We start from the raw sequence: 23,503 nt of genomic DNA, 5'->3' as shown, positions 1-23,503 counted from the left end.
TTCCGCCGCCACGGATTCCAGGCCGGCGGGCGAGGATCGCAGCAGGGGGTGCCGTCCCGGTGTCGCGTCGTCTCGTCAACATCACGCTGGACAATCTCGATGATCTGCCGCATCGCTGTCGCGGCTGCGTCTTCTGGGAGCTGGACCCGGTCAGCCGGGACCGGGCCCTGGAGAGCGGCGACGCGGGCCTGGAGAAGGAGGCGTGGATCTCCTCGACGCTGCTCGAATGGGGGAGCTGCGGCAAGATCGTGTACGTCGACAACGTCCCGGCCGGGTTCGTGATGTACGCGCCGCCGCTCTACGTGCCCCGTTCCGTGGCGTTCCCGACGAGCCCGGTGAGCGCGGACGCGGTGCTGCTGATGACGGCGCACATCCTCCCCGAGTTCGCGGGCGGCGGCCTCGGCCGGATGCTCGTCCAGGGTGTCGCGAAGGACCTGACACGGCGCGCGGTGAAGGCGATCGAGGCGTTCGGCGACCTGAAGGGCGAGGAGGGCGGGTGCATGGTGCCCGCCGACTACCTGCTGTCGGTCGGGTTCAAGACCGTCCGGCCGCACCACCGGTATCCGCGGCTGCGGCTGGAGCTCAAGTCGGCGCTGTCCTGGCGTGAGGACGTCGAGGTAGCCCTCGAACGGCTCCTCGGGTCAATGACCCCTGAGGGTGCGCTGCGGCCCGTCTGAAGCGTCCTGAGGCGTTCTGAACGCCGTGTGGCCCGCACTCCGGGATGGAGTGCGGGCCACACGTTTTCGCGCTCGCCGCGGGAGACGGGAGGCGGTTCTTCGTGCTCTGCGGGGCTTCGTGCTCCGCGGGCCTTCGTGCTCCGCAGGGGCGGCTCCGTCAGATGAACTCGGCGAGATCCCTCAGCAGGGCGGCCTTCGGCTTGGCGCCCATGATCTGCTTGACGACCTCGCCGCCCTTGTAGACGTTCATCGTCGGGATCTGCATGACGCCGTACTTCTGCGGCACCTGCGGGTTCTCGTCGATGTTCAGCTTCACGATCTCGATCTTGTCGCCGTGCTCCTTGGAGATCTCCTCCAGGATCGGCGCCACCATCCGGCACGGGCCGCACCATTCCGCCCAGAAGTCGACGAGGACGGGCTTGTCGCTGTCCAGGACCTCGGATGCGAAGTCGGCGTCGGTCACGGCTTTCATGCTTCTCCTTGTGTTCTCACGCGGACGCCTCCCCGCGGCCGCAGGGCTGCCACCGGGGGCCGTGCGGTGGCCTGAAGGCGGTCACTGCCTCTGGTTCACGCCGTTTCGGCGGCGTCCTGGTCCTGGAGCCAGCGTTCGGCGTCGATGGCCGCGGCGCAGCCGGTGCCGGCGGCGGTGATGGCCTGACGATAGATGTGGTCGACCACGTCGCCGCAGGCGAACACGCCGGGAATCTTGGTCTTGGTCGTGGGGGCGTCCACCAGCAGGTATCCGTCGGTGTCGGTCTCCAGTTGGCCGGCGAACAGCTCGTTGCGCGGGTCGTGGCCGATCGCGATGAACAGCCCGGTGATCTCCAGCTTCGACTCCGCGCCGGTCTTGGTGTCGCGCACCGTCACGCCGGTCACCCGGTCGTCGCCGTGGATCGCGATGACCTCGCTGTCCCAGCGGAAGCGGATCTTGTCGTTGGCGAACGCCCGGTCCTGCATGATCTTGGAGGCGCGCAGCTCGTCGCGGCGGTGGATCACCGTGACCGAGCGGGCGAACTTGGTCAGGAAGATCGCCTCCTCCATCGCGGTGTCGCCGCCGCCGACCACCGCGATGTCCTGCTCGCGGAAGAAGAACCCGTCACAGGTCGCGCACCACGACACCCCGCGCCCGGACAGCCGCTTCTCGTCCGGCAGGCCCAGCTCGCGGTAGCCCGACCCGGTCGCCACGATCACGGTGCGGGCCAGGTAGGTCTCGTCCCCCACCTTGACGACCTTGGGGTCGGCGGTCAGGTCGACCTCGGTGACGTCATCGGTGATCAGCTCGGCACCGAAGCGCTCGGCCTGCTTGCGCAGGTTGTCCATCAGGTCCGGGCCCATGATCCCGTCCGGGAAGCCGGGGAAGTTCTCCACGTCGGTGGTGTTCATCAGCGCACCGCCGGCCGTCACCGAACCCTCGAACACCAGCGGCTTCAGATCACCGCGGGCCGCGTAGACGGCGGCCGTGTAGCCCGCGGGGCCCGAGCCGATGATGATGACGTTACGGACGTCGCTCACAGTTCTTGCCTCTCCTCGTTGGCCGTCGGTGCCGCACGACCCGGCCTGCCAGTGGCGTCAACCGATCCTAGGCCCCGGGGATTCCCGCCACGCCGCGACGGGCCGTCGGCGCCGCCAGGGGCGCTCTAGGGTGAGGGCATGGCACGGATCTTGCTGCTCCATTCGATGTACGGGCTGCGGCCCGCGGTGCACCAGGCGGCCGAGCGGCTTCGTGCCGCCGGGCACGAGGTGCACGCTCCCGACCTCTACGACGGGCGTGTCGTCGACGAGGCCGAGGCCGGTATCGAGATCAAGGACGAGATCGGGCGGGACGAACTGCTGCGCCGTGCCGTCGCCGCCGCCGCGCCTCTGATCGGGGACGGCGGGCTCGTCTACGCGGGGTTCTCGCTCGGCGGCTCCATCGCCCAGAATCTCGCCTTCGCCGACCAGAAGGCGGGCGGGTTGCTGCTGATGCACGGCACGTCCGACATGGCGGAGGACGCGTCCACCGACATCCCGGTGCAGCTGCACGTCGCCGACCCGGACACCTGGGAGCCCGTCGACTGGCTGAACGCGTGGTATCTGCAGATGCGCAAGGCGGGCGCGGACGTGGAGGTCTTCCGCTACCGGGGTGCGGGGCACCTGTTCACCGACCCGGACCTGCCCGACTACGACGCCGACGCCGCCGAACGCGCCTGGACGATCGCCCTCGACTTCCTCGCGTCCCTTTAGCGGGCGCCGCCGACCCGCCACCGGGCAGGAGACATTGCCTGACCGGCGTCCTGAAGCAGGGGCCGCCGGTCAGGCATCTATGTCAAACGTTCTCTAGCCTTTTCAGGACGTGCTGGTTCTGCGCGGAACAGTCCGGGGCCACCACCCAGATGTTCCGCTTGCCGGACTCACCGCCGTCCAAGGCGATGACGATCGCCGGCTTCCCCTCGTACTTCGCCTGGTCGACCAGGAGAGGGATCTTGTTGCCGGTGACGCGGTTGACGCATCCCCGGAGGTCCGCGTCGGGTGACGCGGCCTTGGCCCGTAGCTCCTGGTCGTCGGCCAGGACGCGGCCGATCTGGGCGCTCAGCGTCGCGGGCCGGTAGTCGGTGTCGCTGTGCGCGACCGTGAAGGACGCCGCCGGGGCGGCGTTCGGGGCGACACCGCTTCCCGAGGCGGCGGAACGGGAGTTGTCCTGCGCGGGCGCCGCCGCCTTGCCGTGGTCGCCGCTCGCCCCCTCCAGAGCGACCTTGCCGACGGCCGCTCCGCCGCCGACCACGACCACCGCGGCCGCGGCCGCCGAGAGAATCCGCCAATGCCGCCTTCCGCGCCGCTGTTCCATGCTCGCCACGGTGGCGGTGTGCATCGACTCGGCCGCGATGGCGGTGTCGATGCGTTCCGCCAGTTCGGCGGGCATGGACGGCACGGGTGCCTCCGCCAGGATCCGGGAGACGTCCGCAAGATCGGCGGACAGCTCACGGCATTCGGCGCAGGTATCGAGGTGCGCGTTGACGGAGGCGGCTTGGTCGTCTTCGAGCAATCCTTCGGCCAGGTCGGCCAGGACGTCGTAGTCCAGATGTGCGGGGTTCACTTGGGCATGCCACCTCCTTCCACACCTCCGACGTTTTTGCTCTCCCGGCGGTTCCGGTGGTGGACGAGAAGGGGGGCGAGCCTGGCGCGACCCCGCGCGCACCGGCTCTTGATCGTTCCGGGTGGGACCTCCATCACCTGCGCGGCGTCGTCGACGGAGTAGCCCATCATGTCGACGAGGACGAGGGCGGCGCGCTGCTCGAACGGAAGCTGCTCCAGGGCGGTGTGGACGTCGAGGGAGACGCCGTGCGCGTCGGTCGGGTCCGGCATCTTGGGCGCGACGGCGTCGAACGTCGCGTCGTCGCCCATCGGCGTCGCCGGACGGACGGACTTGCGCCTGATGCGGTCGAGGCAGGCGTTCACCACGATGCGGTGCAGCCAGGTGGTGACGGCGGCGTCCCCGCGGAACCGTCCGGCCGCACGGAACGCCGAAAGGCACGCGTCCTGCAGCGCGTCCGCCGCCTCCTCCGGGTCGCCGAGCGTGCGCAGCGCGACCGCCCACATGCGGTCCCGGTGCCGGTGGACGAGTTCCGCGAAGGCGTGCGGGTCCCCTTCGGCGTGCCGGGCGAGGAGCTCCTTGTCGGGCACTTCGTCGACGCGACGCATGCTCACCGACGTCATGAGCGACCGCTTTCTCGTTCGGTACGCCCGGCCGGCGCCGGGCGCCCGGTCCCGGCTGCTGAGGTAGGCACCACGGATTCCTGGGGGCGAGGGGACAATCTGCTCACAGGCACGATACAGACATGCGCCACTCCACGTCACAGCTCATGTCGGCCCCGCTGAGCGGGATCAGCCGGCCGACCCGTAGACGGCGATCTCGCCGAGCCGTCCCTTGAACGGCCCGCCGGGAAGCTGGGTGAACCACACGAGGACGTACCGGCCGGTGGCCTGCGGGTTCGCGGTGATGGTGAGCTCGCCACCGGTGGGGGTCTGCTCGCCGACGGGCTTCAGGTCGCCCGGGGACTGCGAGTCTCCGACCTTGACCTGCAGCGTCCCGCCGCTCACCGGTGAATGGATCTTGACGTTGGCGATCTTGACGGGCTTGCCCATGTCGAGCAGGACGCCGAGCCCCTTGGAGTAGTTGCCGAAGTCGGCGCCGTGGTAGCTCTGCGTCTCCCAGCCGCCGCCCGCCCGGCCGTCGATCAGTGTGTTGAGGCCCTTGCCGATCGCCGTGTCCTGGTGGTCGGGGCGCGACTGCTGGGCGGGGTTGATGCCCTGTACGTTCAGCTTCGCCACGGACGGCGTGGACGGCGCGCTCGTCTGGCCCTTGTCGGTGACTCCGCCGCCCTTGGAGTCGTCGCTCTTGTCGGGGAACAGCGCCCAGGCGCCGAGGCCGACGATGACGGTGAGCGCCGCGGCCGCGACGCCGAGCAGGGCCCGGTTGGCCGGACGCTTCGGGGCCGCGTGCCCATGGGCGGCCGCCGTCCGGGTCGATGTGGACGGCGGCGGGGGCGGGGCGGCATGACGCTGGGCGCGCGCCCGCGGCGGCGGGACGTGCGACGCCGCCGGCGGTTCGGGCGCGGGCGGCTGATGCGGCTGCGTGGTCGCCGAGGTCGACGGCGTGGCGGGACGGCGCGGAGCGGCCGGCCGCGGCGGCGCGGGCGAGGTGTGGCCGAGCCCGGCGAACAGCGGCAGCGGGGTGCGCGGGACGCCGCGCAGCGCCTTGGCCAGGTCGGCCGGGGTCGCCAGCGGCTCGGCCTGGCCGATGCCGAGGCAGCGGCACACGATCGCGTCGATGGCGTGCGAGATGCCGGCCTGGACCTGGCGGGGCGCGTGCGGGACGCCGTCGGCCGCCGGCGCGGCGGGCAGCTCGGAGCCGTCCTCGTCGCCGGGCCAGTGCGCGGTGAGCGCCGCGTACAGCATCCGGCCGAGGCCGCGGACGTCGTCCGCGGCGGGGTCCTCGGAGTGCCGGTCGGTGAGCACGGCGTCGGTGGCGACGCCGAGCAGTTTGACGGTGCCGCCGGTCGTCCAGACCAGGTCGCGGGGGGTGAGGCAGAGGTGCGAGAGCCCGGCGGCGTGCGCGGCGGCGATGGCCTCGGACGCCTCGTACAGCAGGGTCGCGGCGCGTCCCGGCTCCAGCGGGGCCTTGCCGAGCATGCCCTCCAGGGTCTCTCCGGCGACCCATTCGCTGACCACGTAGGCGCTCTCGCCCGAGTCGTCGGCGTCGAACACCTGGGTGACGCGGGGGTCGGTCAGCCGGCTGGCCGACCGTGCGGACGTGACGGCCTCCGCGATCCTGGGGAACTCGGGGTCGAAGGTGCGGACGGCGACCGCCCGCGCGAGGATCTCGTCGATGGCCTTCCAGAGCGACGAGCCGCCCGAGTCGCTGAAGCGCTCCTCAAGCCGGTAGCGGCCGGCGAGACGGGTGCCGGGCTCGATGACTGACGTGCTCACGGCAACGTCCTGCACAGGTGGTCAGATCCCATGTTCGTGGCGTGGCAGCTTACGCCTCCGACCCTCCTCTTTGCGTTCCCCAGGGTGTCGCCCCGCAAGCCGTAATCCCCCACATGGTAGTGGTTACTCGCACGAGTGGCCGCCTTATCGCCGCGCGTCCTTTTTTACTTTGCCCGTCGCCGCCGCCCTCACCTCGCCCGGCCCGGCAGCCGGCGCGCGAACGTGGCGATGGTCGTCTGGATCTCCTCGACCCGCATCAGCTTGGCGAACAGCAGGTACAGCAGCCCGCCGCCCACAGACCCGGCGACGAGGGTGACGAGCGCGGGGAGCAGCGTGTCGGTGCCGCCCAGGGCGTCGGCGACGGTGTGCGCGGCGTAGGCGAATCCGACCAGCGGCCAGATCGCGACGAGCAGCTTCAGATGACCGCCGATGATCCGCCGGCCGTCGATGCCGCCGAGCTTGCGGCGCAGCACCAGCCAGCAGGTGACCGTGCCGACCAGGTTGGTGACCGCGAAGCCGCCCGCGATGCCGACGACGATCCACTTGACGTCGAGGACGTTGTAGGCGGTGAAGGCCATCGCGATGTTGGACATCGTGACGACGAGGCCGACCAGCGCGGGCGTCCGGGTGTCGCCGTGGGCGTAGAAGACCCGCAGCATCAGCTGGTAGGTGGAGAACGGCACGAGCGCGATGGCGAACATCTGCATGACCCGCGCGATCACCAGCGCGTCGTCGGCGGTGGTGTTGCCGTGCGCGAACAGCACCGTGGTGATCTCCGGGCCGAGCACCAGCATCAGCGCCGCCGCCGGCATGATGATCACCGAGGAGAGGCGGAGGCCACTGGAGAACGCGGCGCGCACGTCGGCGGTCTTGCCCTCCGCGGCGAACCGGCTCATCCGCGGCAGCAGCGCGGTGATCACCGACACCCCGACGATCGCGTAGGGGAGCTGGAAGAGCTGGTAGGCGTTGAAGTACGGGGTGTAGCCGTAGCCTTCGCCGAGCCCCTGCTGGTCGGCGATGTTCCCGGCCCGGTTCGTCAGCGCGGTGACCACGGCGAGCGCGGCCTGGGTGGCGACGACGTACAGCAGCGTCCAGCCGGCCATCCGGCCGACCTCACCGATCTCGCCGCGCTTGAAGTCCAGCCGGGGCCGCCACCGGAACCCGACCCGGCGCAGCGACGGCCACAGCGCGACCGTCTGCAGGACGATCCCGCCGGTCGTGCCGATGGACAGCAGCATGAGCTGCCGGTCGGAGATCGTGGACGGGTCGACCTTCCCGGTGGTGATCGCCAGGAACGCCCCGCCGATCGCGATCACCACGATGTTGTTCAGCACCGGCGCCCACATCGGCGCGCCGAAGCTGCCGCGGGTGTTGAGGATGGCTCCGGCGAACGCGCCGACCCCGTAGAAGAACAGCTGCGGCAGGAAGAACCGCGCGAACAGGATGGCGACCTCCCGCTGGTCGCCGGTGTAGCTGCTCGCCAGGACGTCGATGAACAGCGGCGCCAGCAGTACCGAGACGGCGGTGAGGACGCCGAGGCCGATCACCGCGAGGGTGAAAACCCGCTGCTCGTACTGCTCGCCCTGGGTGCGGTCGCGCTGCTTGGCCCGCACCAGCAGCGGGACGATGACGCTCGTCAGGATGCCGCCGAGCAGCAGGTCGTAGATCTGGTTGGGGATGGTGTTGGCGGTGTTGTAGGAGTTGGCGAGCAGCCCGGTGCCGAGCGCGGCGACGATGACGGCGGTGCGCAGGAAGCCGGTGATGCGGGACGCGAGGGTGCCCACGGCCATGATCGCGCCGGACTTCAGGACGCCGGACGAGCCCTTCCCGCTCTCGCCGGGGGGCGTGTCCACGATCGTCGTCTCGGTGCCGGGCGCGCTCCCGCCGGGGAGAGGGATGTCAACTACCGTCTCGGCGGCGGTGCTCGCCGCCCCCGGTGGCCTCCCCCTCGGCGGCTGACCCGGGTACCCCGGCGGGGTCACCGGGTTCTGCGGGCCCGGCTGCCGGGTCTGGGGCGGCCTGCCCTGTGGCGGGGGCCCCTGGGGCGGCGGGCCCTGAGGTGGGGGCCCCTGAGGACGGCCCGGTCCCTGGGGGGTGCCCTGTGCCGGGTAGCCCTGCCCCGGATATCCCTGGGAACTCGGCGGCGGGTAGCCCGGGCCCTGAGAGCCCGGGGCCGGGGAGCCCGCCCCCCGGTTCTCCCGTCCCTGCCGATCCCATTCCGGTCGACCCGTCACCGGCTGCCTCCGCTTTCCGGCGGCGCCTCGCTCTGCTGGCCCGCACTCCGACGCCCACGAAGAGTACGGCAAGTCCGCCGCCCGTGATGAGCAGCGCAATACGCCCGTACCCGGTCACGGCGACGGTGATGGTCTCGCCGTCGCCGTAGGCCCGTCCGCGCGAGTCCGGGATCAGCAGTTCCGTGTGGATCTGGAAGTTGCCGTTCCCCGCCGCCTGCGCCGGGATCCACCGCTGGGCACGTTCCCCGGGCCGCAGCTCGAGCACCGCGTCCTCGGGATCCAGCGGGCTGAGCTGCAGCTTCGCGGTGTTCTCCGACCGCACGACGAGCCGTACCTTGACCGACTGGTCGCTCAGCCTGTTCTCGACCAGCACCGGCAGCCGGCCCGAGCTGCCGCCCATCAGCACGCGCCCGTTCTTCGGGGGGACGACGCGGACCATGTGCATGTCCCGCTTGAGCTCGTCCTGCAACTCCCGGCGGGCCCGCTTGGCGCGAGCCTGCGACGTCCGCCACGCGACCGACTCCAGCCGCAGCACGGCGCGCTCATAGGAGATCTTGACCGGGCCGGTCATCACCGCCCGGAACGCCGCCGCCTGCTTCGCGATCGACCGCGTCTGGTCGAGGTGCGCGTCACCGAGCTCGTACTTCTCGTAGTCGTCGGAGTAGCCGTGGAACGTGCGGGCCTGCGGCTGGGCGGCCTCGATCGTGCTCAGCGGGACCTCGTGCGTCCAGTCCGCGCCCTTGGTGAAGGTCAGGAGGTCCTTGGCGAGCCCGTCGGCGGGGTTCCAGAGCCGGTCGGGGGCGACGACGAGGCTGCGCTGGACGCTCGGCGCCTCCGCCGTGATCATCGCGGTCTCGGCGAGGAAGCGCTGCTCGGTCAGCAGCGCCCCGGAGGCGGAGCCCGACCCCCCGCTGACGATCTGGTTGATCGTGTCGTCGTAGAGCAGCGTCTTCTTGCTGCTCAGGTGTGTCTGCAGCGTGGTGGTCGCGTTCGGCTGCGCCCCCGTCACCGGTTCCTCGAACTGCGAGCTGCTCATCAGGAACGACCCGCTGTCCTTGATGGCGTACTTGGCTAGCTGGTCGAGCGTGCCGGGCCCGCCGACGCCCGCCGCCGGCCAGGCGACGTGCGCGTCCGGCGCCCGGCCGAGGACCTGCGTCGCGATGCCGGTGTTCCGCGCGTCGAACGCGACGCCGATGTCGCGGGTCGTCTTGCGCCGGACCAGGGCCGTGATGTCGGGGTCCCCGTACGGGAGGACGAAGTAGCGGTCCCCCTTGGTCGCGTTCTTCAGCGCCGTCAGCCACGCGGCCGCGACCTTGCTCTTCTCCTTCTTGACGCCCTTCTTCGCCCCCGGCGCCTTGACGTAGTAGTCGCCGGACGCCATCTGCTGGACGTCGTCCAGCAGGGCCGGGTCGATCGCCCAGGTGACCGGTGTGTCGGTGGCGGCGCCCGCGTCGACCAGCCTGCTGAGCCTGCCGCCGGGCGACATCTCCTCGGTGAGCTCGTCGTCCATGAACGTCCGGTCGTTCGTGCGGTGCATCCTGTCGATCAGCGGCAGGACCCAGCCGACCGCCACCGGTTTGTAGCGCGGCTGTTTCGGAAGCAACGTCAGGAACGTCGTCAGGCCTCCGACGACCTGCTGCGCGGAGTTCAGCACCTCGACCCGCATCGGGTACACGCCCGGCGTCCCGACCGGGGCGCGCAGGCCCAGTTGCCCGGCGCTCGTCCGGAAGCTCCAGTTCTGTTTCACGCCGGGGGCGGCCGCCTGCGCGAGCGGCTGCGGCCGGGTGACGTTGGGCAGCGAGTTCTGCTGGGCGGTCGCGATCTGGTCGAGCTGGCTCCGGCTGGTCACCGGCTGCGCGCTGTAGCGCAGCCGCACGGTGAGGCCGGGAAGCTGGCGGCCGGTGCGGTTCTTCGCCGCGCCCGAGATCTCGATCTTGGAGTTCGCGGTGCCGCTCTTGGGGGTGATCCTGGTCAGGGCCATTGCGACCTGCGCGCGTGCCCGCGCCTGGGACGGGGCCTTGGCGGGGGACGCCAAGGCCGCGGGGGCCGCCATCGCGAAACAGGGCAGCAGTGCGGCCAGCGCCATCGCGCGCTTGACCGTCGTCACGCCGCGTCCGCTCTCACGCCGTGCCCGCCCGGGGGCCGTCCGGCCCCGTGAGGACAGGCGAAGGACGGCGGGCGTAGATTTCCCGCACCACGGCCCCGATGTTAGTCCGTCGGTGTTCATGGCGTTGCCGTGCTCGGCCCTCCGGGCGGCTCCCGCGCTCGCTTCGGCGGCTCAGGTCCGCACCCGGCGCATACCGGAGGCCGGGGTGGACGGCGTGGCCGGCGGGGCGGGCAGGTCGACGGGTTTCGCGTGGCAGAGGGCGTACAGGGAGGCGGCCCTGATGCCGAGCGCGGTGGACGCCTCACCGGTCGCGGTGTAGACGACGTCGTCGGCGGGGAGCCCTTCCACGAGGGAATGGTCGATCAGCAGCGGCATCGAGTCCGGCAGCAGCAGCGGGCAGACGAGGCCCGCGGCGTATTCGGTGACGGCGTTGACCACGTCCGCGGGCGCCGGGCGGACGGTACGGGCGCCGACGGCCAGCCGCACCGCCTCGGGCTGCGGCCGCCGCCCCGCCGGGACGATCACCCCGGTCAGGAACCGCGGGCCGCGTCGGACGCTCTCGCAGGAATAGACGCGCGTCACCAGGCACCGTTCCGCCGGAAGGCCGAGCGCCTTGGGCAGTTCGTCCGCGTCGGCCATCGCGACGGGCAGCCGCACGATCTCGTGCACGGTCTCCCATTCGAGCAGCGCGCGGTGGATGGCGAGAGCGTCCTTCATGTTCGGCTCCATCCCGCGGGGGTGTGTCCCCGCTCACCCCCGGACCTGGTCTTCCCGTTGTCCCCGTGCTTCGCACTCTGCGGGGAATATCCCCACATACCCGGAACGACTGGCCTAACCCATGTCATACGTCACGTAAAACCCTGGCGATGCGCCTCTGCCGCACCTGCGGCGGACCGTGGCCCTTATGGATCCCGCTACCGTTGTCTTGCGGGAGGCTCACCGGGTCGCGCATGGCGTCATCGGGGTGTCCAGAACGTAACCCGGGGATCGCGGCCTGAGAAGGGGCCCGTCCTCCTTCGGCCCCGAAAGGACTCCCGCGCGGACCCGGGGCGATCGCCAGAAAGTCCTTTGTCAGCTCGTCAATCAAGGAAATACGCTCGATGGCCGTGCCCAACCAGAACGTGACCCCAGAGCCCTCGCGGCCAACCGCGATCGCCGAGCTGCTGCGCGGGATCGCCCCCGTCGCCGACGACCTCGGCGCCCGGTTCGCGGCGGCCGGTCACGAGCTGGCGCTGGTAGGCGGCCCCGTCCGGGACGCGCTGCTGCGCCGTCCGACCAAGGACGTGGACCTGACCACCGACGCGCCGCCCGAGCGCACCCTGGAGCTCATCCGCGGCTGGGCCGACGCGCACTGGACGATCGGCATCGAGTTCGGCACGATCGGCCTCCGCAAGGACGGCGTCGAGCTGGAGATCACCACCTACCGCAGCGAGTCCTACGACCCGAAGTCCCGCAAGCCGGACGTCTCCTACGGGACGTCCCTCGTCGAGGACCTGCGCCGCCGCGACTTCGCGGTCAACGCGATGGCGGCGCGGCTGCCCGGGCACGAGTTCGTCGACCCGTTCGGCGGCCTCGCCGACCTGCAGCGCAAGGTCCTGCGGACGCCGGGCAGGCCCGAGGACTCCTTCAGCGACGACCCGCTCCGGATGATGCGGGCCGCCCGGTTCGCCGCGCAGCTCGGCTTCACCGTCGCGCCGGACGTCGTGCGCGCGATGAAGGACATGGCTTCCCGCATCGAGATCGTCTCCGCCGAGCGCGTCCGGGACGAGCTGTCCAAGCTGATCTGCGGCCTCCACCCCCGCGAGGGCCTGGCGCTCCTCGTCGAGTCGGGGCTCGCCGCGCACGTCCTGCCCGAGCTGCCGAAGCTGCGGCTGGAGATCGACGAGCACCACCGGCACAAGGACGTCTACGAGCATTCGCTGATCGTCCTGGAGCAGGCGATCGCGCAAGAGCAGGAGGGGCCCGACCTCGTCCTGCGGCTCGCGGCGCTGCTGCACGACATCGGCAAGCCGAAGACCCGCCGGTTCGAGGCGGGCGGCCGGGTGTCGTTCCACCACCACGAGGTCGTCGGCGCGAAGATGACCCGCAAGCGGCTGACCGCGCTCCGCTACCCGAAGGACGTCATCTCGGACGTGTCCCGCCTGGTCGAACTGCACCTGCGGTTCCACGGCTACGGCACCGGCGAGTGGACGGACTCGGCCGTCCGCCGGTACGTCCGCGACGCCGGCCCGCTGCTCACCCGCCTGCACAAGCTGACCCGCGCCGACTGCACGACCCGCAACCGGCGCAAGGCCGACCGGCTCCGCCGCACCTACGACGACCTGGAGGTGCGGATCGAGCGGCTGGCCCAGGAGGAGGAGCTCGCCGCGATCCGCCCGGAGATCGACGGCAACGAGATCCAGGAGATCCTCGGCATCACCCCCGGCCCTCTCGTCGGCCGCGCCTACCGGTTCCTCCTCGACGTCCGCCTGGACCGCGGCATCATCGGCAAGGAGGCCGCCGCCGACGCCCTCCGCACCTGGGCCGCCACCGAAGGCATCACACCCTCCAACGACGCGACCGGCAGCGGCGAGGAGGGGGACGCGTGATTCCGTTGCAGTTGGGGCGGATGAGTCCCGGGGCGGCCGAGCGGATGCTGGAGTTCGACCGCGAGCACATCTGGCACCCGTATGCGCCCATGCCCGCGTCCTCGCCCGTTTTGCCGGTCGTGTCGGCGGACGGGGTGCGGCTGACGCTCGCCGACGGCACCGAGCTGATCGACGGGATGTCGTCCTGGTGGGCGGCCGTGCACGGCTACAACCACCCGAAGCTGAACGCGGCCGTCACGGGCCAGCTCGGCAAGATGGCGCACGTGATGTTCGGCGGGCTGACGCATCCGTCCGCGGTCGGTCTCGCCGAGCGGCTCGTGGAGATCACGCCGGAGCCGCTGACCAAGGTGTTCTTCGCCGACTCCGGGTCCGTCGCGGTCGAGGTCGCGATCAAGATGGCGCTGCAGTACTGGCGGTCGCAGGGGCGCCCGGAGCGGCACCGGCTCCTGACGATCCGGGGCGGGTACCACGGTGACACGTTCGGGGACATGGCCGTCTGCGACCCGGTGAACGGGATGCACCACCTGTTCAACGACGTCCTGGCCAGGCACGTGTTCGCGCCCCCGCCGCCGATCGGGTACTCGGCCGACCCGGACCAGGCGTTCCTGGACGAGCTGTCCCGGCTGGCGGCCGAGCACGCCGGCGAACTCGCCGGGATCATCGCGGAGCCGATCGTCCAGGGCGCCGGCGGCATGCGCTTCTACGCCCCCGAGTACCTGCGCGCCCTCCGCGACATCGCCGACGAGCACGGCCTGCTGCTGATCCTGGACGAGATCGCCACCGGGTTCGGCCGGACGGGCGAGATGTGGGGCTGCGACCACGCCGAGGTCGTCCCCGACATCATGTGCCTCGGCAAGGCCCTGACCGGCGGATACATGACCATGGCCGCCACCCTGTGCAGCGACCGCGTGGCCCACGGCATCGCGTCCGGGGAGGCGGGCGTCCTCAGGCACGGCCCGACGTACATGGCTAACCCGCTGGCCGCCGCCGTCGCGTCCGCCTCCATCGACCTGCTGCTGTCCCGCGACTGGCGGGACGAGGTGGACACCATCGAGGCGATCCTGACCAGCGAACTCCAGGACACCGCGGCGCTGCCCGGGGTGGCGGACGTCCGCGTCCTCGGCGCGATCGGGGTGGTGGAGGCGCGGGAGCCGGTGGACGTCGAGTCCGTCCAGGAGATCGCCATGGCGCACGGCGTCTGGCTCCGCCCCTTCGGCACACTGATCTACACGATGCCCCCGTATGTCTGCACGGACGACGAGGTCCTCCACATCGCCGCCGCCCTCCACGCCATAGCCGAGTCCCTGTAGCGCCCGGCGCAAGGCGCCGGCGGCCGGGCCCGGTCAGTGCAGGGCGTGGGCCGGGCGCCGAACGCGGGACGCGGCGGTGCGGTAGGCGACGGCGCCCGCGGCGTAGGCGACGATCACGGCGAGGAGGGTGAAGGCGGCGCGGCCGTCCGCGGGGAGCCAGGTGGCGGCAGCGGCGGCGGCAGCGGCGAACGTCGCGTTGAACAGCATGTCGTAGACGGCGAACACCCGGCCCCGGTAGGCGTCGTCGATCGTCTCCTGCAGAGTCGTGTCGACGCACAGCTTCACGCCCTGCGACACGACGCCGAGCAGGAACGCGCCCACCGCCCAGGGACGTTCCGCGAACGGCATCCCGAAGACGAGCAGGCTCAGCGCCGCCCCGCCGAGCTGCAACGCCACCCACGCCTGCTTGCTGATCCGCCGCACCACCGGCGGTGTGATCAGCGCGGCCGCGAAGTACCCGGCGCCGGACACGCCGAGCATGAGCGCGAACGTCCGCAGCCCCCGGTCGGGGTCGCCGGCGAAGTGGTTCCGGCACAGCAGCAGCGTCATGATCAGGACGACGCCGTACAGGAACCGGTGGAACGAGATCGCGCCGAGCGCCAGCGCCGCCTGCGGCCGCCGCGCCATGTGCCGCGCCCCGTCAGCCAGCCCGTTCAGGACGCCGCCGAGCGCCTCGACGATCCGCGGCGCGTCCGCCCTGGGCGTCCCGGGCGGCGCGTCCTCGGGCGGGTGCGGGCCGAGCAGCCGCTTCGGCAGCATCGTCGCGATCAGGCCCGCCAGCAGGAACAGCGCCGCCGCCGACACGAGGATCAGCGCCGTCCCGTCGTGCCCGGCGCCGAAGAGCCGCCGCAGCAGGAAGCCGGCGCCCGCACCGGCGAACGCGATGATCGTCCCGGACGTGACCGAGAACGCGTTCGCCGTGACCAGATGGTCGCGCCGCACCACGTGCGGCAGCGCCGCCGACAGCGCGGCGAGGAAGAACCGGTTGACGCCGAGGACGAGGAGCACGCCGAGGAAGAAGCCTAGGCCGTCCTGCCCCGCGGCGACGAGCGCCGCGACGAGCAGCACCAGCACGGCGCGCAGGACAGGCGTCCAGACGAGGATCTGACGCCGCTGCCACCGGTCGATGAACACCCCGGCGAACGGACCGAGCGCCGAGTACGGCAGCAGCGTCACCGCGAACGCGGCCGCGGCCTTGGCGGCCGTCGCCTGCCGTTCGGGCGAGAAGAACACGTAACCGGCCAGCGCCACCTGGAAGACGCCGTCGGTCAGCTGCGAGGTCAGCCGCGTCCCGTAGAGCCGCCGGAAATCCCGCCCGCGCAGGATCTCCCGCAACTCGCCCGCTCGCATCCGACCAGCGTATGCGTCCCCCTGGGCTAACTGAGCCAGAGGCGGGTGTAGTCGTAGGCGGCGGTGGTCGGGAGGAACAGGGCGCCGTGCACGCGGGACGAGCGGAAGAGCGTCTGGGCGCGGTCGAGCAGCGGGACGATCGCGGCGTCCTCCATGATCTTCTGGTCGGCCTGCTGCCAGTAGCCGGCCGCGTGGCCGGCGTCGGACGCGGTGAGGGCCGCGTCGATGAGGGCGTTCACCTGCGGGTTGTCGTAGCCGCCGTAGTTGTTGCTGTTCTGCCCGTAGGTGCGGCCGTCGAAGAGCGGCTGGATGATCGAACGGCCGTTGTTGCCGTACCAGTCGGGCACCCAGCCGGGGGCGGCGATGTCCCATTCGCCCGCGCGGGCGCGTGCGGGCGTGCCGAGGGTGCCGGCGTAGAAGGAGCCTCCGGAGTCGGCGGTCAGTTCCGTCTCGACCCCGCAGGCGTCGAGGTTCTCCGCGATGGACTGGGCGAGCAGCTTGTGGACGCTGTTCGTGCGGTACGGGAACTTCAGCTTGAGCCCGGCGTGGCGCGTCTTGCCGAGCAGTTCGCGGCACTTGGCCGGATCGCCGGACTCGTCGGGCGTCGGGTAGTGGTTCAGGGCCGAGTATCCGGAGTTGCCGGGCGGGATCACCGTGTGCAGCGGCTCGGCCACCGACGGCCCGCCGACGATCTTGATGAGGGCGCTGCGGTCGATGGCGTACTCCAGCGCCTGCCGGACCGCCCGGTCGCCGAGCGCGCCCCCGTTGTTGGGGCTGCGCGCGTTGAACACCAGGTAGGGGCTGTTGTTCGGGATCTCCCTGATCGCGAAGCGCGGGTCGTTCCGCAGCCGGGGAATCGCCGAGGTCGGGACGGGCTGGTCCCACGCGAGGTCGGCGGTGCCCTGCTCGATCTGCTGCTGGACGGCCTCCGGCGAGTCCTGCCCGAGCGTGATCTGGATCTTCGCGACGTGCCGTTCGCGCAGCGGGTCGGCGCCGGGCTGCCAGGCCCGGTTGTGGGCGAGCAGGTAGGAGATGCCCGGCCTGTAGCGGGTGATCTGGTACGGGCCGTCCGAGATCGTGTGCTGCCGGAAGTCCGCGCTGTCCGGAACGTACCGGTCGTACTCCTGCGGCGCGGCGGCGGTGAACGGCAGCGACAGCAGGTTGAGGAAGTCGCTGGCCGGGCGTTCCAGCTTGAAGACGAGGGTCCTGTCGTCCTTGGCGCGCACACCCGCGATCTCGTGGTCGCGCTGGTAGGCGGCGATCGCCTTGGCGTCCTTCGCGTCGACGTAGCCGAAGCCGCGGCAGAATTCGTCCATGCCGGTGAGCGTGGAGACGAAGTAGCCCTTGCCGGCGGACGGCGACGACGGGTTGCAGAGCCGCTCGAAGCCGCGGACGAAGTCGTGCGCCGTCACCGGGCGCGGCGGGCTCGTGTTCCACCGGACGCCCTCGCGCAGCCGCACCGTGTAAGTGCGGCGGTTCTTGGCGACGTCGCCGTTCTCGCGCGTCGGGATCCGGGCCGCCACGTCGGGCCGGACGGGGACCGTCTCCTGGAAGTCGTTGGACGCGCGCGTTCCGAACAGCGTCCGGGCGAACGTGCGGACGAGCCCGTACGCGCCGACGCTGGACACGGACGCGGGATCGAGGTGTTCGACGTCGGACGAGCCGACGACCCGCAGCGTGCCGCCCTGGCGGGAGGCGTCCGCCGCCGACGCGTCGTCACCTCCGCCGGCGCATCCGGCGAGCCCCATCACCAGGCCCGTCAGCCCTGCCGTCACCTTGATCATCTCGCGTGCCGTCACGTTCTCACCTCTGAAGACTCGGAACCTGGCGCGCAGTCACCGGCGGTGTCACAGTAGGGCCGGGAGTGAGAAAGGGCCGCTACATCACCGTTTTCTTCTACAGAAAGTAAGGACGCCCTGACAGTGGTATGTCCACTGCCGGGGCGTCCCTTGGGAACTTTGTGATCAGACTCTCAGCGAGAGCCGCGGACCGTTCCGCTCAGCGATCGACCTCGCCGCGAATGAACCTCTCCACCGCGTCGTGGGCCTGGTCGTCGTTGTACTGCTCGGGCGGCGACTTCATGAAGTAGGAGCTGGCCGACAGGATCGGGCCGCCGATGCCGCGGTCCTTGGCGATCTTGGCGGCGCGGACGGCGTCGATGATGACGCCGGCGGAGTTCGGGGAGTCCCAGACCTCCAGCTTGTACTCCAGGTTGAGCGGCGTGTCGCCGAACGACCTGCCCTCCAGCCGCACGTAGGCCCACTTGCGGTCGTCGAGCCACGGCACGTGGTCGGACGGGCCGATGTGCACGTCCGCCTTCGCCATCTCGTGCGGGATCTGCGAGGTGACCGACTGCGTCTTGGAGATCTTCTTGGACTGGAGGCGCTTGCGCTCCAGCATGTTCATGAAGTCCATGTTGCCGCCGAAGTTGAGCTGGTAGGTGCGCAGCAGCTCAACGCCGCGGTCCTCGAAGAGGCGGGCCATGACGCGGTGCGTGATGGTGGCGCCGACCTGCGACTTGATGTCGTCGCCGACGATCGGGACGCCCGCGTCGGTGAACTTCTGCGCCCACTCGGGGTCGCTCGCGATGAACACCGGCAGCGCGTTCACGAACGCGACCTTGGCGTCGATGGCGCACTGGGCGTAGAAGCGGTCGGCCTCCTCCGAGCCCACCGGCAGGTAAGACACCAGGACGTCCACCTCGGCGTCCTTCAGCGCCTGCACGACGTCGACCGGCTTGGCGTCGGACTCTTCGACCATGTCCAGGTAGTACTCGCCGAGCCCGTCGAAGGTGTGCCCGCGCTGGACGGTCACGCCGGTCGGCGGCACGTCGGCGAACTTGATGGTGTTGTTCTCGCTGGCGTGGATGGCCTCGGACAGGTCCATCCCGACCTTCTTGGCGTCCACGTCGAACGCCGCCACGAACTCCACGTCGCCCACGTGGTAGTCGCCGAACTGGACGTGCATCAGGCCGGGGACTCGCGTGTCGGGGGCCGCGTCCTTGTAGAACTCGACACCCTGGACGAGTGAAGAGGCGCAGTTGCCCACACCCACGATGGCTACGCGCACCGAACCCATCCGGTTGCTCCTTCTCTCTTGCGGAACATGTGGTGTGTTTCACCCGTCCTCGAAGGCACCGGGCCGCTCAGCGGCCCTCGTCCCGAGGCATGTCCTGATCAATTCGCTTATCTGACAGTGCTTGCTGTGCTTGCTGTTCCTGCTCGGCCCGCTCGCGCCCGATCAGCTCGTTGAGCCACCGGACCTCGCGTTCGACGGACTCCAGCCCGTGGTTCTGCAGCTCCAGGGTGTAGGAGTCGACCCGCTCGCGGGTTCGCGCCAGGGCGGCGCGGACGCTCTCCAGGCGCTCCTCCAGCCGGCTGCGCCGGCCTTCGAGGATCCGCAGCCGGACGTCGGCGCGGGTGTGGGAGAAGAAGGCGAAGTGCACGCCGAACCCCTCGTCCTCCCACGACGCCGGACCGGCCTCGGTCAGAAGCTGCTGGAGGCGCTCCTTGCCGTCGGCGGTGAGCTTGTAAACGATCTTCGACCGGCGGCTCTGCAGCGCCAGGGGGGCGTTCGGCTCCTCCGGACGGTCCTCCATGATCAGCCCGTTGGCCAGGAGCTGCTTGAGGCACGGGTAGAGCGAGCCGTACGAGAACGCGCGGAACATGCCCAGCAGGGCGTTGAGCCGCTTGCGCAGCTCGTAGCCGTGCATCGGGGACTCGTGCAGCAGTCCGAGCACGGCGAGCTCCAGCACGCCCGCGCCCTTCTTGGCCGCCATCCCGATCCCTCTTCCGCGGAGCCGATGTCTCGAACCGATGTATCGAGTGAATGTATCGACTCGATACATCGACAAGATACGTAGCCTAGGCCGTCCTTGGCAAGTGGCGATCTACCTGGGGCTACCGCGAGGTGCGTCCGCGCGGGTCCGCGCGGCATATCGCAAATGCGGAGAATTCAGGGTGTATGTGGCGGAAGTGTGTCAAAGTTGCGCATGGAACCACCTGGCCACGCCGGACGTTCTCGGCCACGGGGAGCAGAGCCCCGAGCGGTAGCCGAGCAGGGAGGATCCGCCGATCTTCGGGGGCGTTGACGGGCCGGGGCGTTCTTCGCCGTGCAATGCGTTCCCCCCGCTCACCAGCCCGCACAGTACTCTTCGGACGGCGCACGAGCCGCAACAAGGCCGGGGGACCGCCCCCTGGCCCTCGGCAACACCCGTTGTCCCCTGTTGATGAGGTCGCGTGAGTAATCCAAGCCAGCCCCGACCGGAATCCGGGTCGCAGAGGCCGGGCGGGCAGCAGAATCCCCGTCCCGGCGACTCCGGCGATTCCGGCCTTCCGGGCGCCCAGGGCGAGTCCGCCGGGACGAGCCCGGCGAGCGTGTCCGGCACCCCGCAGAACCCCGGCCCGCCGGGGACTTCCGCGGAGGGCCCCGGCTTCATGGGCGGTCCCTCGGGCCCCGCCCCCGGCGGCGTGCCGGGTTCTGCCGGCGAGGCCACACCGATCACGCCGACGCCCGCGATCCAGTCGCCTCGGTCATCGGGCCGCCACGCCGCGCCGCCGTCCCAATCACCACCGGCCCAGTCACCGGGCACCCCGGCCCCGTCCGGCGGCCCGCTCGGCCAGGACGCGCCGTCCGGCCCGAGCGCACCGGGCGGCCCCGGTGCCCCCGCGGGCCCTGCTGCGCCGGGCGGCTCTGCTGCGCCGGGTGGCTCTGCCTCGCCCGCCGGCCCTGCCTCGCCTGGTGGGCCTGGTGGCTCTCATGCGCTTGGTGCCTCCGGCACGCCTGCCGGACCTGGCGTGGCCGGTCCAGGGATGAGCGGCGGCCCGGCTCCGGCCGGGCCGGGAATGCCGGGCGGGTCCAACACGCCCGGTGCACTCCTGCCGTCGAGCGGACCGGGCGCCGGCGGCTCGCCCGCGGGCCCGCCCGGGCCCGCCATGCCCGGCCCACGCGGTGGCGCGTCGGGTGGCTCCGGGATGCCGGGCACTCCCGGTGGGCCCGGTGCGATGGCCGGGCCTGGTCCGGCAGGCGGGCCGGGCGCATTCGGTGGACCCGGTGCCCCCGGGGTGCCGGGAGTGCCTGGTGGGTTCGGCATGGGTGGAGTACCGGGCGGGCCTCCGGCCTTGAACGCGCCCGGAGCCGCCGGCCCGGCCGGGTTCGGCGCGGCCGGTGCGGCACCCAAACCGGGCGTGCGCGACAAGCTCGGCGAGTTCGGCAAGATGGGGCAGGACCTCGGCTCGAAGGTGACCGCGAAGTTCCGCAGCAAGGGGACGCGCGCGGCCAACGGGTCCGTGGGATCCGGCGGTCCTGCCGGCCCGGGCGGTCCCGGTGGCCCCGGCGGCCCGAATCGGCCGGGCGGGCCCGGTCGGCCGGTGCCGCCGCAGAAGAAGGGCTTCTTCGGCCATCTGCAGTCCAGGACCACGGGCTGGCGGCGGTTCATCCCGTCCTGGAAGTTCGTGGCCGGCGTCTCCCTGCTCGGCTTCGCGGCGTTCATCACGCTGATCTGGGTCGCGTACGCGAACACGCCGACGCCCGCCGAGCCGACCGTCGCGGGTGTCGAGGACCAGGCGTCGATCTTCTACTACACCGACGGCACGGAGATCGGCCGGATCGGCAAGAAGCGGCAGAGCGTCGAGCTGAACAAGGTCCCGCCGCACGTCCAGAACGCGGTGCTCGCGGCGGAGAACCGCAGCTTCCGCACCGACCCCGGGTTCTCGGTCAAGGGCACGACGCGGGCGGTGTGGGACAACCTGACCGGCGGGTCGGGCGGTGGCTCCACGATCACCCAGCAGCTAGCGAAGAACTACTACTCCGACCCGAACAACCGGACGGTCAGCCGGAAGTTCCAGGAGCTGTTCATCTCGCTGAAGCTGGAGGACGAGCACTCCAAGAACGAGATCCTCAAGCTCTACCTGAACACGATCTACTTCGGCCGCGACACCTACGGCGTCCAGGCGGCGTCCCGCGAGTACTTCGGGACGGACGTGTGGAAGCTCAAGCCGGACCAGGCCGCGCTCCTCGGCGGCATCATCCAGAACCCGAACCGCGACCCGGCGGACAAGGCCAACCAGGCGTGGGTGACCGCGAGGTACCAGTACACGCTCAAGGGCATGGTCTCGATGGGCAAGCTCACCCAGGCCGAGGCCGACAAGTACATGCAGCGGCTTCCGAAGATGCGGAAGGCGGGCACGAGCGACCAGATCTACGGCGGCCAGCGCGGCTACATGCTGATGCGCGCCAAGGAGGAGCTCCGCCGGCTGAAGATCGACAACAAGGAGCTGACCACCAAGGGCCTGCGGGTCTACACGACGTTCGACCGCAAGAAGATGGCGATGGCCAGGCAGGCGGCCGAGCACACCGTCCCGCAGGTGAACCCGAAGAAGCTCGCGAAGAAGAAGATCCGCGTCGGCCTCGTGTCGGTGAACTCCGCGAACGGCGAGGTCGTCGCGTTCTACGGCGGTCCGAACTACCTGGACCAGTCCTTCGACAACGTGTGGCAGGGCTCGGCGCAGGCCGGGTCGGCGATGAAGCCGTACGTCCTCGCGACGGCGCTGAAGCAGAACTACAGCCTGAAGAGCCTCGTCGAGGGACGGTCGAAGATCCCGATCGATCCGCAGGGCAACGTCGTGTCGAAGGACGACCCCAACGCGGTGATGGTTCCGAACAGCCATGACGTGGGCCCGGCGATCAACCTGATCACGGCGACCAAGGATTCGGTGAACACCGCGTTCATCCAGCTGATGGGCAAGGTCGGCATCGAAGAGGCGATCAAGACCGAGACGGACGCCGGCATCGCGTCCGACCTGCTGACGCCGCACAAGTGCTGCCTCAACCTCGCGCTGGGCGTCAACAACATCCGTCCGATCGAGCAGGCGGCGGGCTACTCGGTGTTCGCCAACGGAGGCGTGTACCACCAGCCGCACGTGATCCGCACGGTCAAGGAGTCCGACAACAAGACGGTGCGGCTGAAGCCGAACTACGAGAAGCACCGCGTGTTCAGCCCGAAGGTCGCGGCGGACGCCACGTACGCGATGCAGCAGGTCATCAAGAGCGGCACCGCGACGGCGGCGGCGCTGCCGGACGGTCGCCAGGCCGCGGGCAAGACCGGCACGACCGACCGGAACGTCTCGTCGTGGTTCATCGGCTACGTCCCGCAGATGTCGACCGCGGTGACGATCTACAACGACGCGGTGGGGCCGGACGGGAAGAAGAAGTCGGTGATCCTCCCGGGGATCGGCGAGGTGGAGGGCGGCACGATCCCCGCCCGCATCTGGCGGTCCTACATGGCGGAGGCCGTGCAGGGCATGGACCCCCAGGCGTTCCCGCCGCCCGCGTGGGGCGGGCTCGTGCAGAAGTGGGCCAAGCCGCCGGAGAAGAAGAAAAAGGACGGCAAGCCGCCGTGGTGCAACTCTCCGATCGGCAAGTTCGACCCGCGCTGCCAGGACGACGGTGGGAAGCCGGGCAAACTGCCGCCGTGCCAGTCGCCGTTCCAGAACACCAACTGCGACCCGAACAAGCCGCCGAGCAACCCGCCGCCGCGCTGGTGGTGCCAGATCCACCAGGGTGACAGGGCCTGCCGGGACGGACGGGGCGGCCGCCCCAACACCGAGAGCCTCAGCCCTCTGCTGCCATTGACAAGGCCGCCGGAATGAACCGGCGGACCCTCGCGAACCGAACCGTCCTGTAGAGATCGGTGGTGTGACATGAAGCATCTTCGCGAATTGCCGCACGCCAGCGGCCAAGACCGTGTGCGTCCGTCCGTCCCGAGGAAGGC

The 23,503-nt window shown here is 70.8% G+C and carries 18 protein-coding genes; 6 read left to right on the top strand and 12 right to left on the bottom strand.

What is annotated here, in order from left to right:
* The first annotated feature begins 59 nt into the window (after nt 1–59).
* Nucleotides 60–677 (top strand): GNAT family N-acetyltransferase, encoded by a 618-nt coding sequence (locus tag ACQPZP_RS43965; protein WP_433465472.1) that lies wholly within the window; start codon nt 60–62, stop codon nt 675–677.
* A gap of 157 nt (nt 678–834) precedes the next feature.
* On the opposite strand, the gene trxA is transcribed toward ACQPZP_RS43965, so the two are convergent.
* Both trxA and trxB read right to left on the bottom strand, forming a co-directional pair.
* On the bottom strand, nt 835–1,149 hold the full coding sequence (gene trxA / locus ACQPZP_RS43960; RefSeq protein WP_433475524.1) for a thioredoxin: 315 nt from the start codon (nt 1,147–1,149) through the stop codon (nt 835–837).
* A gap of 95 nt (nt 1,150–1,244) precedes the next feature.
* Nucleotides 1,245–2,189 (bottom strand): thioredoxin-disulfide reductase, encoded by a 945-nt coding sequence (gene trxB / locus ACQPZP_RS43955; RefSeq protein ID WP_433475523.1) that lies wholly within the window; start codon nt 2,187–2,189, stop codon nt 1,245–1,247.
* Nucleotides 2,190–2,327: 138 nt separating this feature from the next.
* Between trxB and ACQPZP_RS43950 the strand changes: the two genes are divergently transcribed.
* On the top strand, nt 2,328–2,900 hold the full coding sequence (locus tag ACQPZP_RS43950) for a dienelactone hydrolase family protein (protein WP_433475522.1): 573 nt from the start codon (nt 2,328–2,330) through the stop codon (nt 2,898–2,900).
* An 82-nt stretch (nt 2,901–2,982) separates the two neighbouring features.
* Here the strand turns inward: ACQPZP_RS43950 and ACQPZP_RS43945 are convergent, their stop codons facing one another.
* The 6 genes from ACQPZP_RS43945 to ACQPZP_RS43920 all read right to left on the bottom strand — a co-directional run bounded on the left by ACQPZP_RS43945 (nt 2,983) and on the right by ACQPZP_RS43920 (nt 11,201).
* Nucleotides 2,983–3,750: an anti-sigma factor family protein gene (locus tag ACQPZP_RS43945; RefSeq protein WP_433475521.1), complete on the bottom strand. Its 768-nt coding sequence runs from the start codon at nt 3,748–3,750 to the stop codon at nt 2,983–2,985.
* On the bottom strand, nt 3,747–4,355 hold the full coding sequence (sigM, locus tag ACQPZP_RS43940; protein WP_433475520.1) for an RNA polymerase sigma factor SigM: 609 nt from the start codon (nt 4,353–4,355) through the stop codon (nt 3,747–3,749). Before sigM ends, ACQPZP_RS43945 begins: the two co-directional genes overlap by 4 nt.
* A 183-nt stretch (nt 4,356–4,538) precedes the next feature.
* On the bottom strand, nt 4,539–6,143 hold the full coding sequence (locus ACQPZP_RS43935) for a protein kinase family protein (RefSeq protein ID WP_433475519.1): 1,605 nt from the start codon (nt 6,141–6,143) through the stop codon (nt 4,539–4,541).
* Nucleotides 6,144–6,331: 188 nt separating this feature from the next.
* A complete protein-coding gene (gene murJ / locus ACQPZP_RS43930) occupies nt 6,332–7,996 on the bottom strand; it encodes a murein biosynthesis integral membrane protein MurJ (protein ID WP_433475518.1) in 1,665 nt (554 codons plus the stop codon).
* 46 nt (nt 7,997–8,042) lie between these two features.
* Nucleotides 8,043–10,484 carry a DUF6049 family protein gene (locus ACQPZP_RS43925; RefSeq protein ID WP_433475517.1) on the bottom strand — a complete coding sequence of 814 codons (2,442 nt, stop codon included), beginning with the start codon at nt 10,482–10,484 and terminating at the stop codon, nt 8,043–8,045.
* Between the two features lie 171 nt (nt 10,485–10,655).
* On the bottom strand, nt 10,656–11,201 hold the full coding sequence (locus ACQPZP_RS43920) for an aminoacyl-tRNA deacylase (protein WP_433475516.1): 546 nt from the start codon (nt 11,199–11,201) through the stop codon (nt 10,656–10,658).
* A gap of 383 nt (nt 11,202–11,584) precedes the next feature.
* Here ACQPZP_RS43920 and ACQPZP_RS43915 point away from each other — a divergent pair, with 383 nt between their 5' ends.
* Nucleotides 11,585–13,072, top strand: a complete 1,488-nt coding sequence (locus ACQPZP_RS43915; RefSeq protein WP_433475515.1) for a CCA tRNA nucleotidyltransferase — start codon at nt 11,585–11,587, stop codon at nt 13,070–13,072.
* A 20-nt stretch (nt 13,073–13,092) separates the two neighbouring features.
* Nucleotides 13,093–14,382, top strand: coding sequence for an adenosylmethionine--8-amino-7-oxononanoate transaminase (locus ACQPZP_RS43910; protein ID WP_433475514.1), 1,290 nt, complete (start codon nt 13,093–13,095; stop codon nt 14,380–14,382).
* 33 nt (nt 14,383–14,415) lie between these two features.
* On the opposite strand, the gene ACQPZP_RS43905 is transcribed toward ACQPZP_RS43910, so the two are convergent.
* The 4 genes from ACQPZP_RS43905 to ACQPZP_RS43890 all read right to left on the bottom strand — a co-directional run bounded on the left by ACQPZP_RS43905 (nt 14,416) and on the right by ACQPZP_RS43890 (nt 19,510).
* On the bottom strand, nt 14,416–15,732 hold the full coding sequence (locus tag ACQPZP_RS43905) for an MFS transporter (RefSeq protein ID WP_433475513.1): 1,317 nt from the start codon (nt 15,730–15,732) through the stop codon (nt 14,416–14,418).
* 26 nt (nt 15,733–15,758) lie between these two features.
* The gene (locus tag ACQPZP_RS43900; protein ID WP_433475512.1) at nt 15,759–17,531 is read right to left on the bottom strand and encodes an ABC transporter substrate-binding protein; all 1,773 of its coding nucleotides are present in this window, start codon (nt 17,529–17,531) and stop codon (nt 15,759–15,761) included.
* Nucleotides 17,532–17,730: 199 nt separating this feature from the next.
* Complete coding sequence (locus tag ACQPZP_RS43895) at nt 17,731–18,810, bottom strand: inositol-3-phosphate synthase (RefSeq protein ID WP_433475511.1); 1,080 nt, start codon at nt 18,808–18,810, stop codon at nt 17,731–17,733.
* Nucleotides 18,811–18,877: 67 nt separating this feature from the next.
* Nucleotides 18,878–19,510 carry a helix-turn-helix transcriptional regulator gene (locus ACQPZP_RS43890; RefSeq protein WP_433465456.1) on the bottom strand — a complete coding sequence of 211 codons (633 nt, stop codon included), beginning with the start codon at nt 19,508–19,510 and terminating at the stop codon, nt 18,878–18,880.
* 37 nt (nt 19,511–19,547) lie between these two features.
* Here ACQPZP_RS43890 and ACQPZP_RS43885 point away from each other — a divergent pair, with 37 nt between their 5' ends.
* Entirely contained in the window at nt 19,548–19,784 is a 237-nt protein-coding gene (locus ACQPZP_RS43885; protein ID WP_433475510.1) for a DUF5318 family protein, read from the top strand.
* A gap of 1,068 nt (nt 19,785–20,852) precedes the next feature.
* On the top strand, nt 20,853–23,381 hold the full coding sequence (locus tag ACQPZP_RS43880; RefSeq protein WP_433475509.1) for a transglycosylase domain-containing protein: 2,529 nt from the start codon (nt 20,853–20,855) through the stop codon (nt 23,379–23,381).
* Nucleotides 23,382–23,503: the final 122 nt, after the last annotated feature.

Source organism: Spirillospora sp. CA-142024 (genome assembly GCF_050942325.1).
Classification (GTDB): domain Bacteria; phylum Actinomycetota; class Actinomycetes; order Streptosporangiales; family Streptosporangiaceae; genus Spirillospora.
The sequence above is the reverse complement of the archived record's forward strand: the minus strand, read 5'-3'. Positions and strand labels throughout refer to the sequence as shown.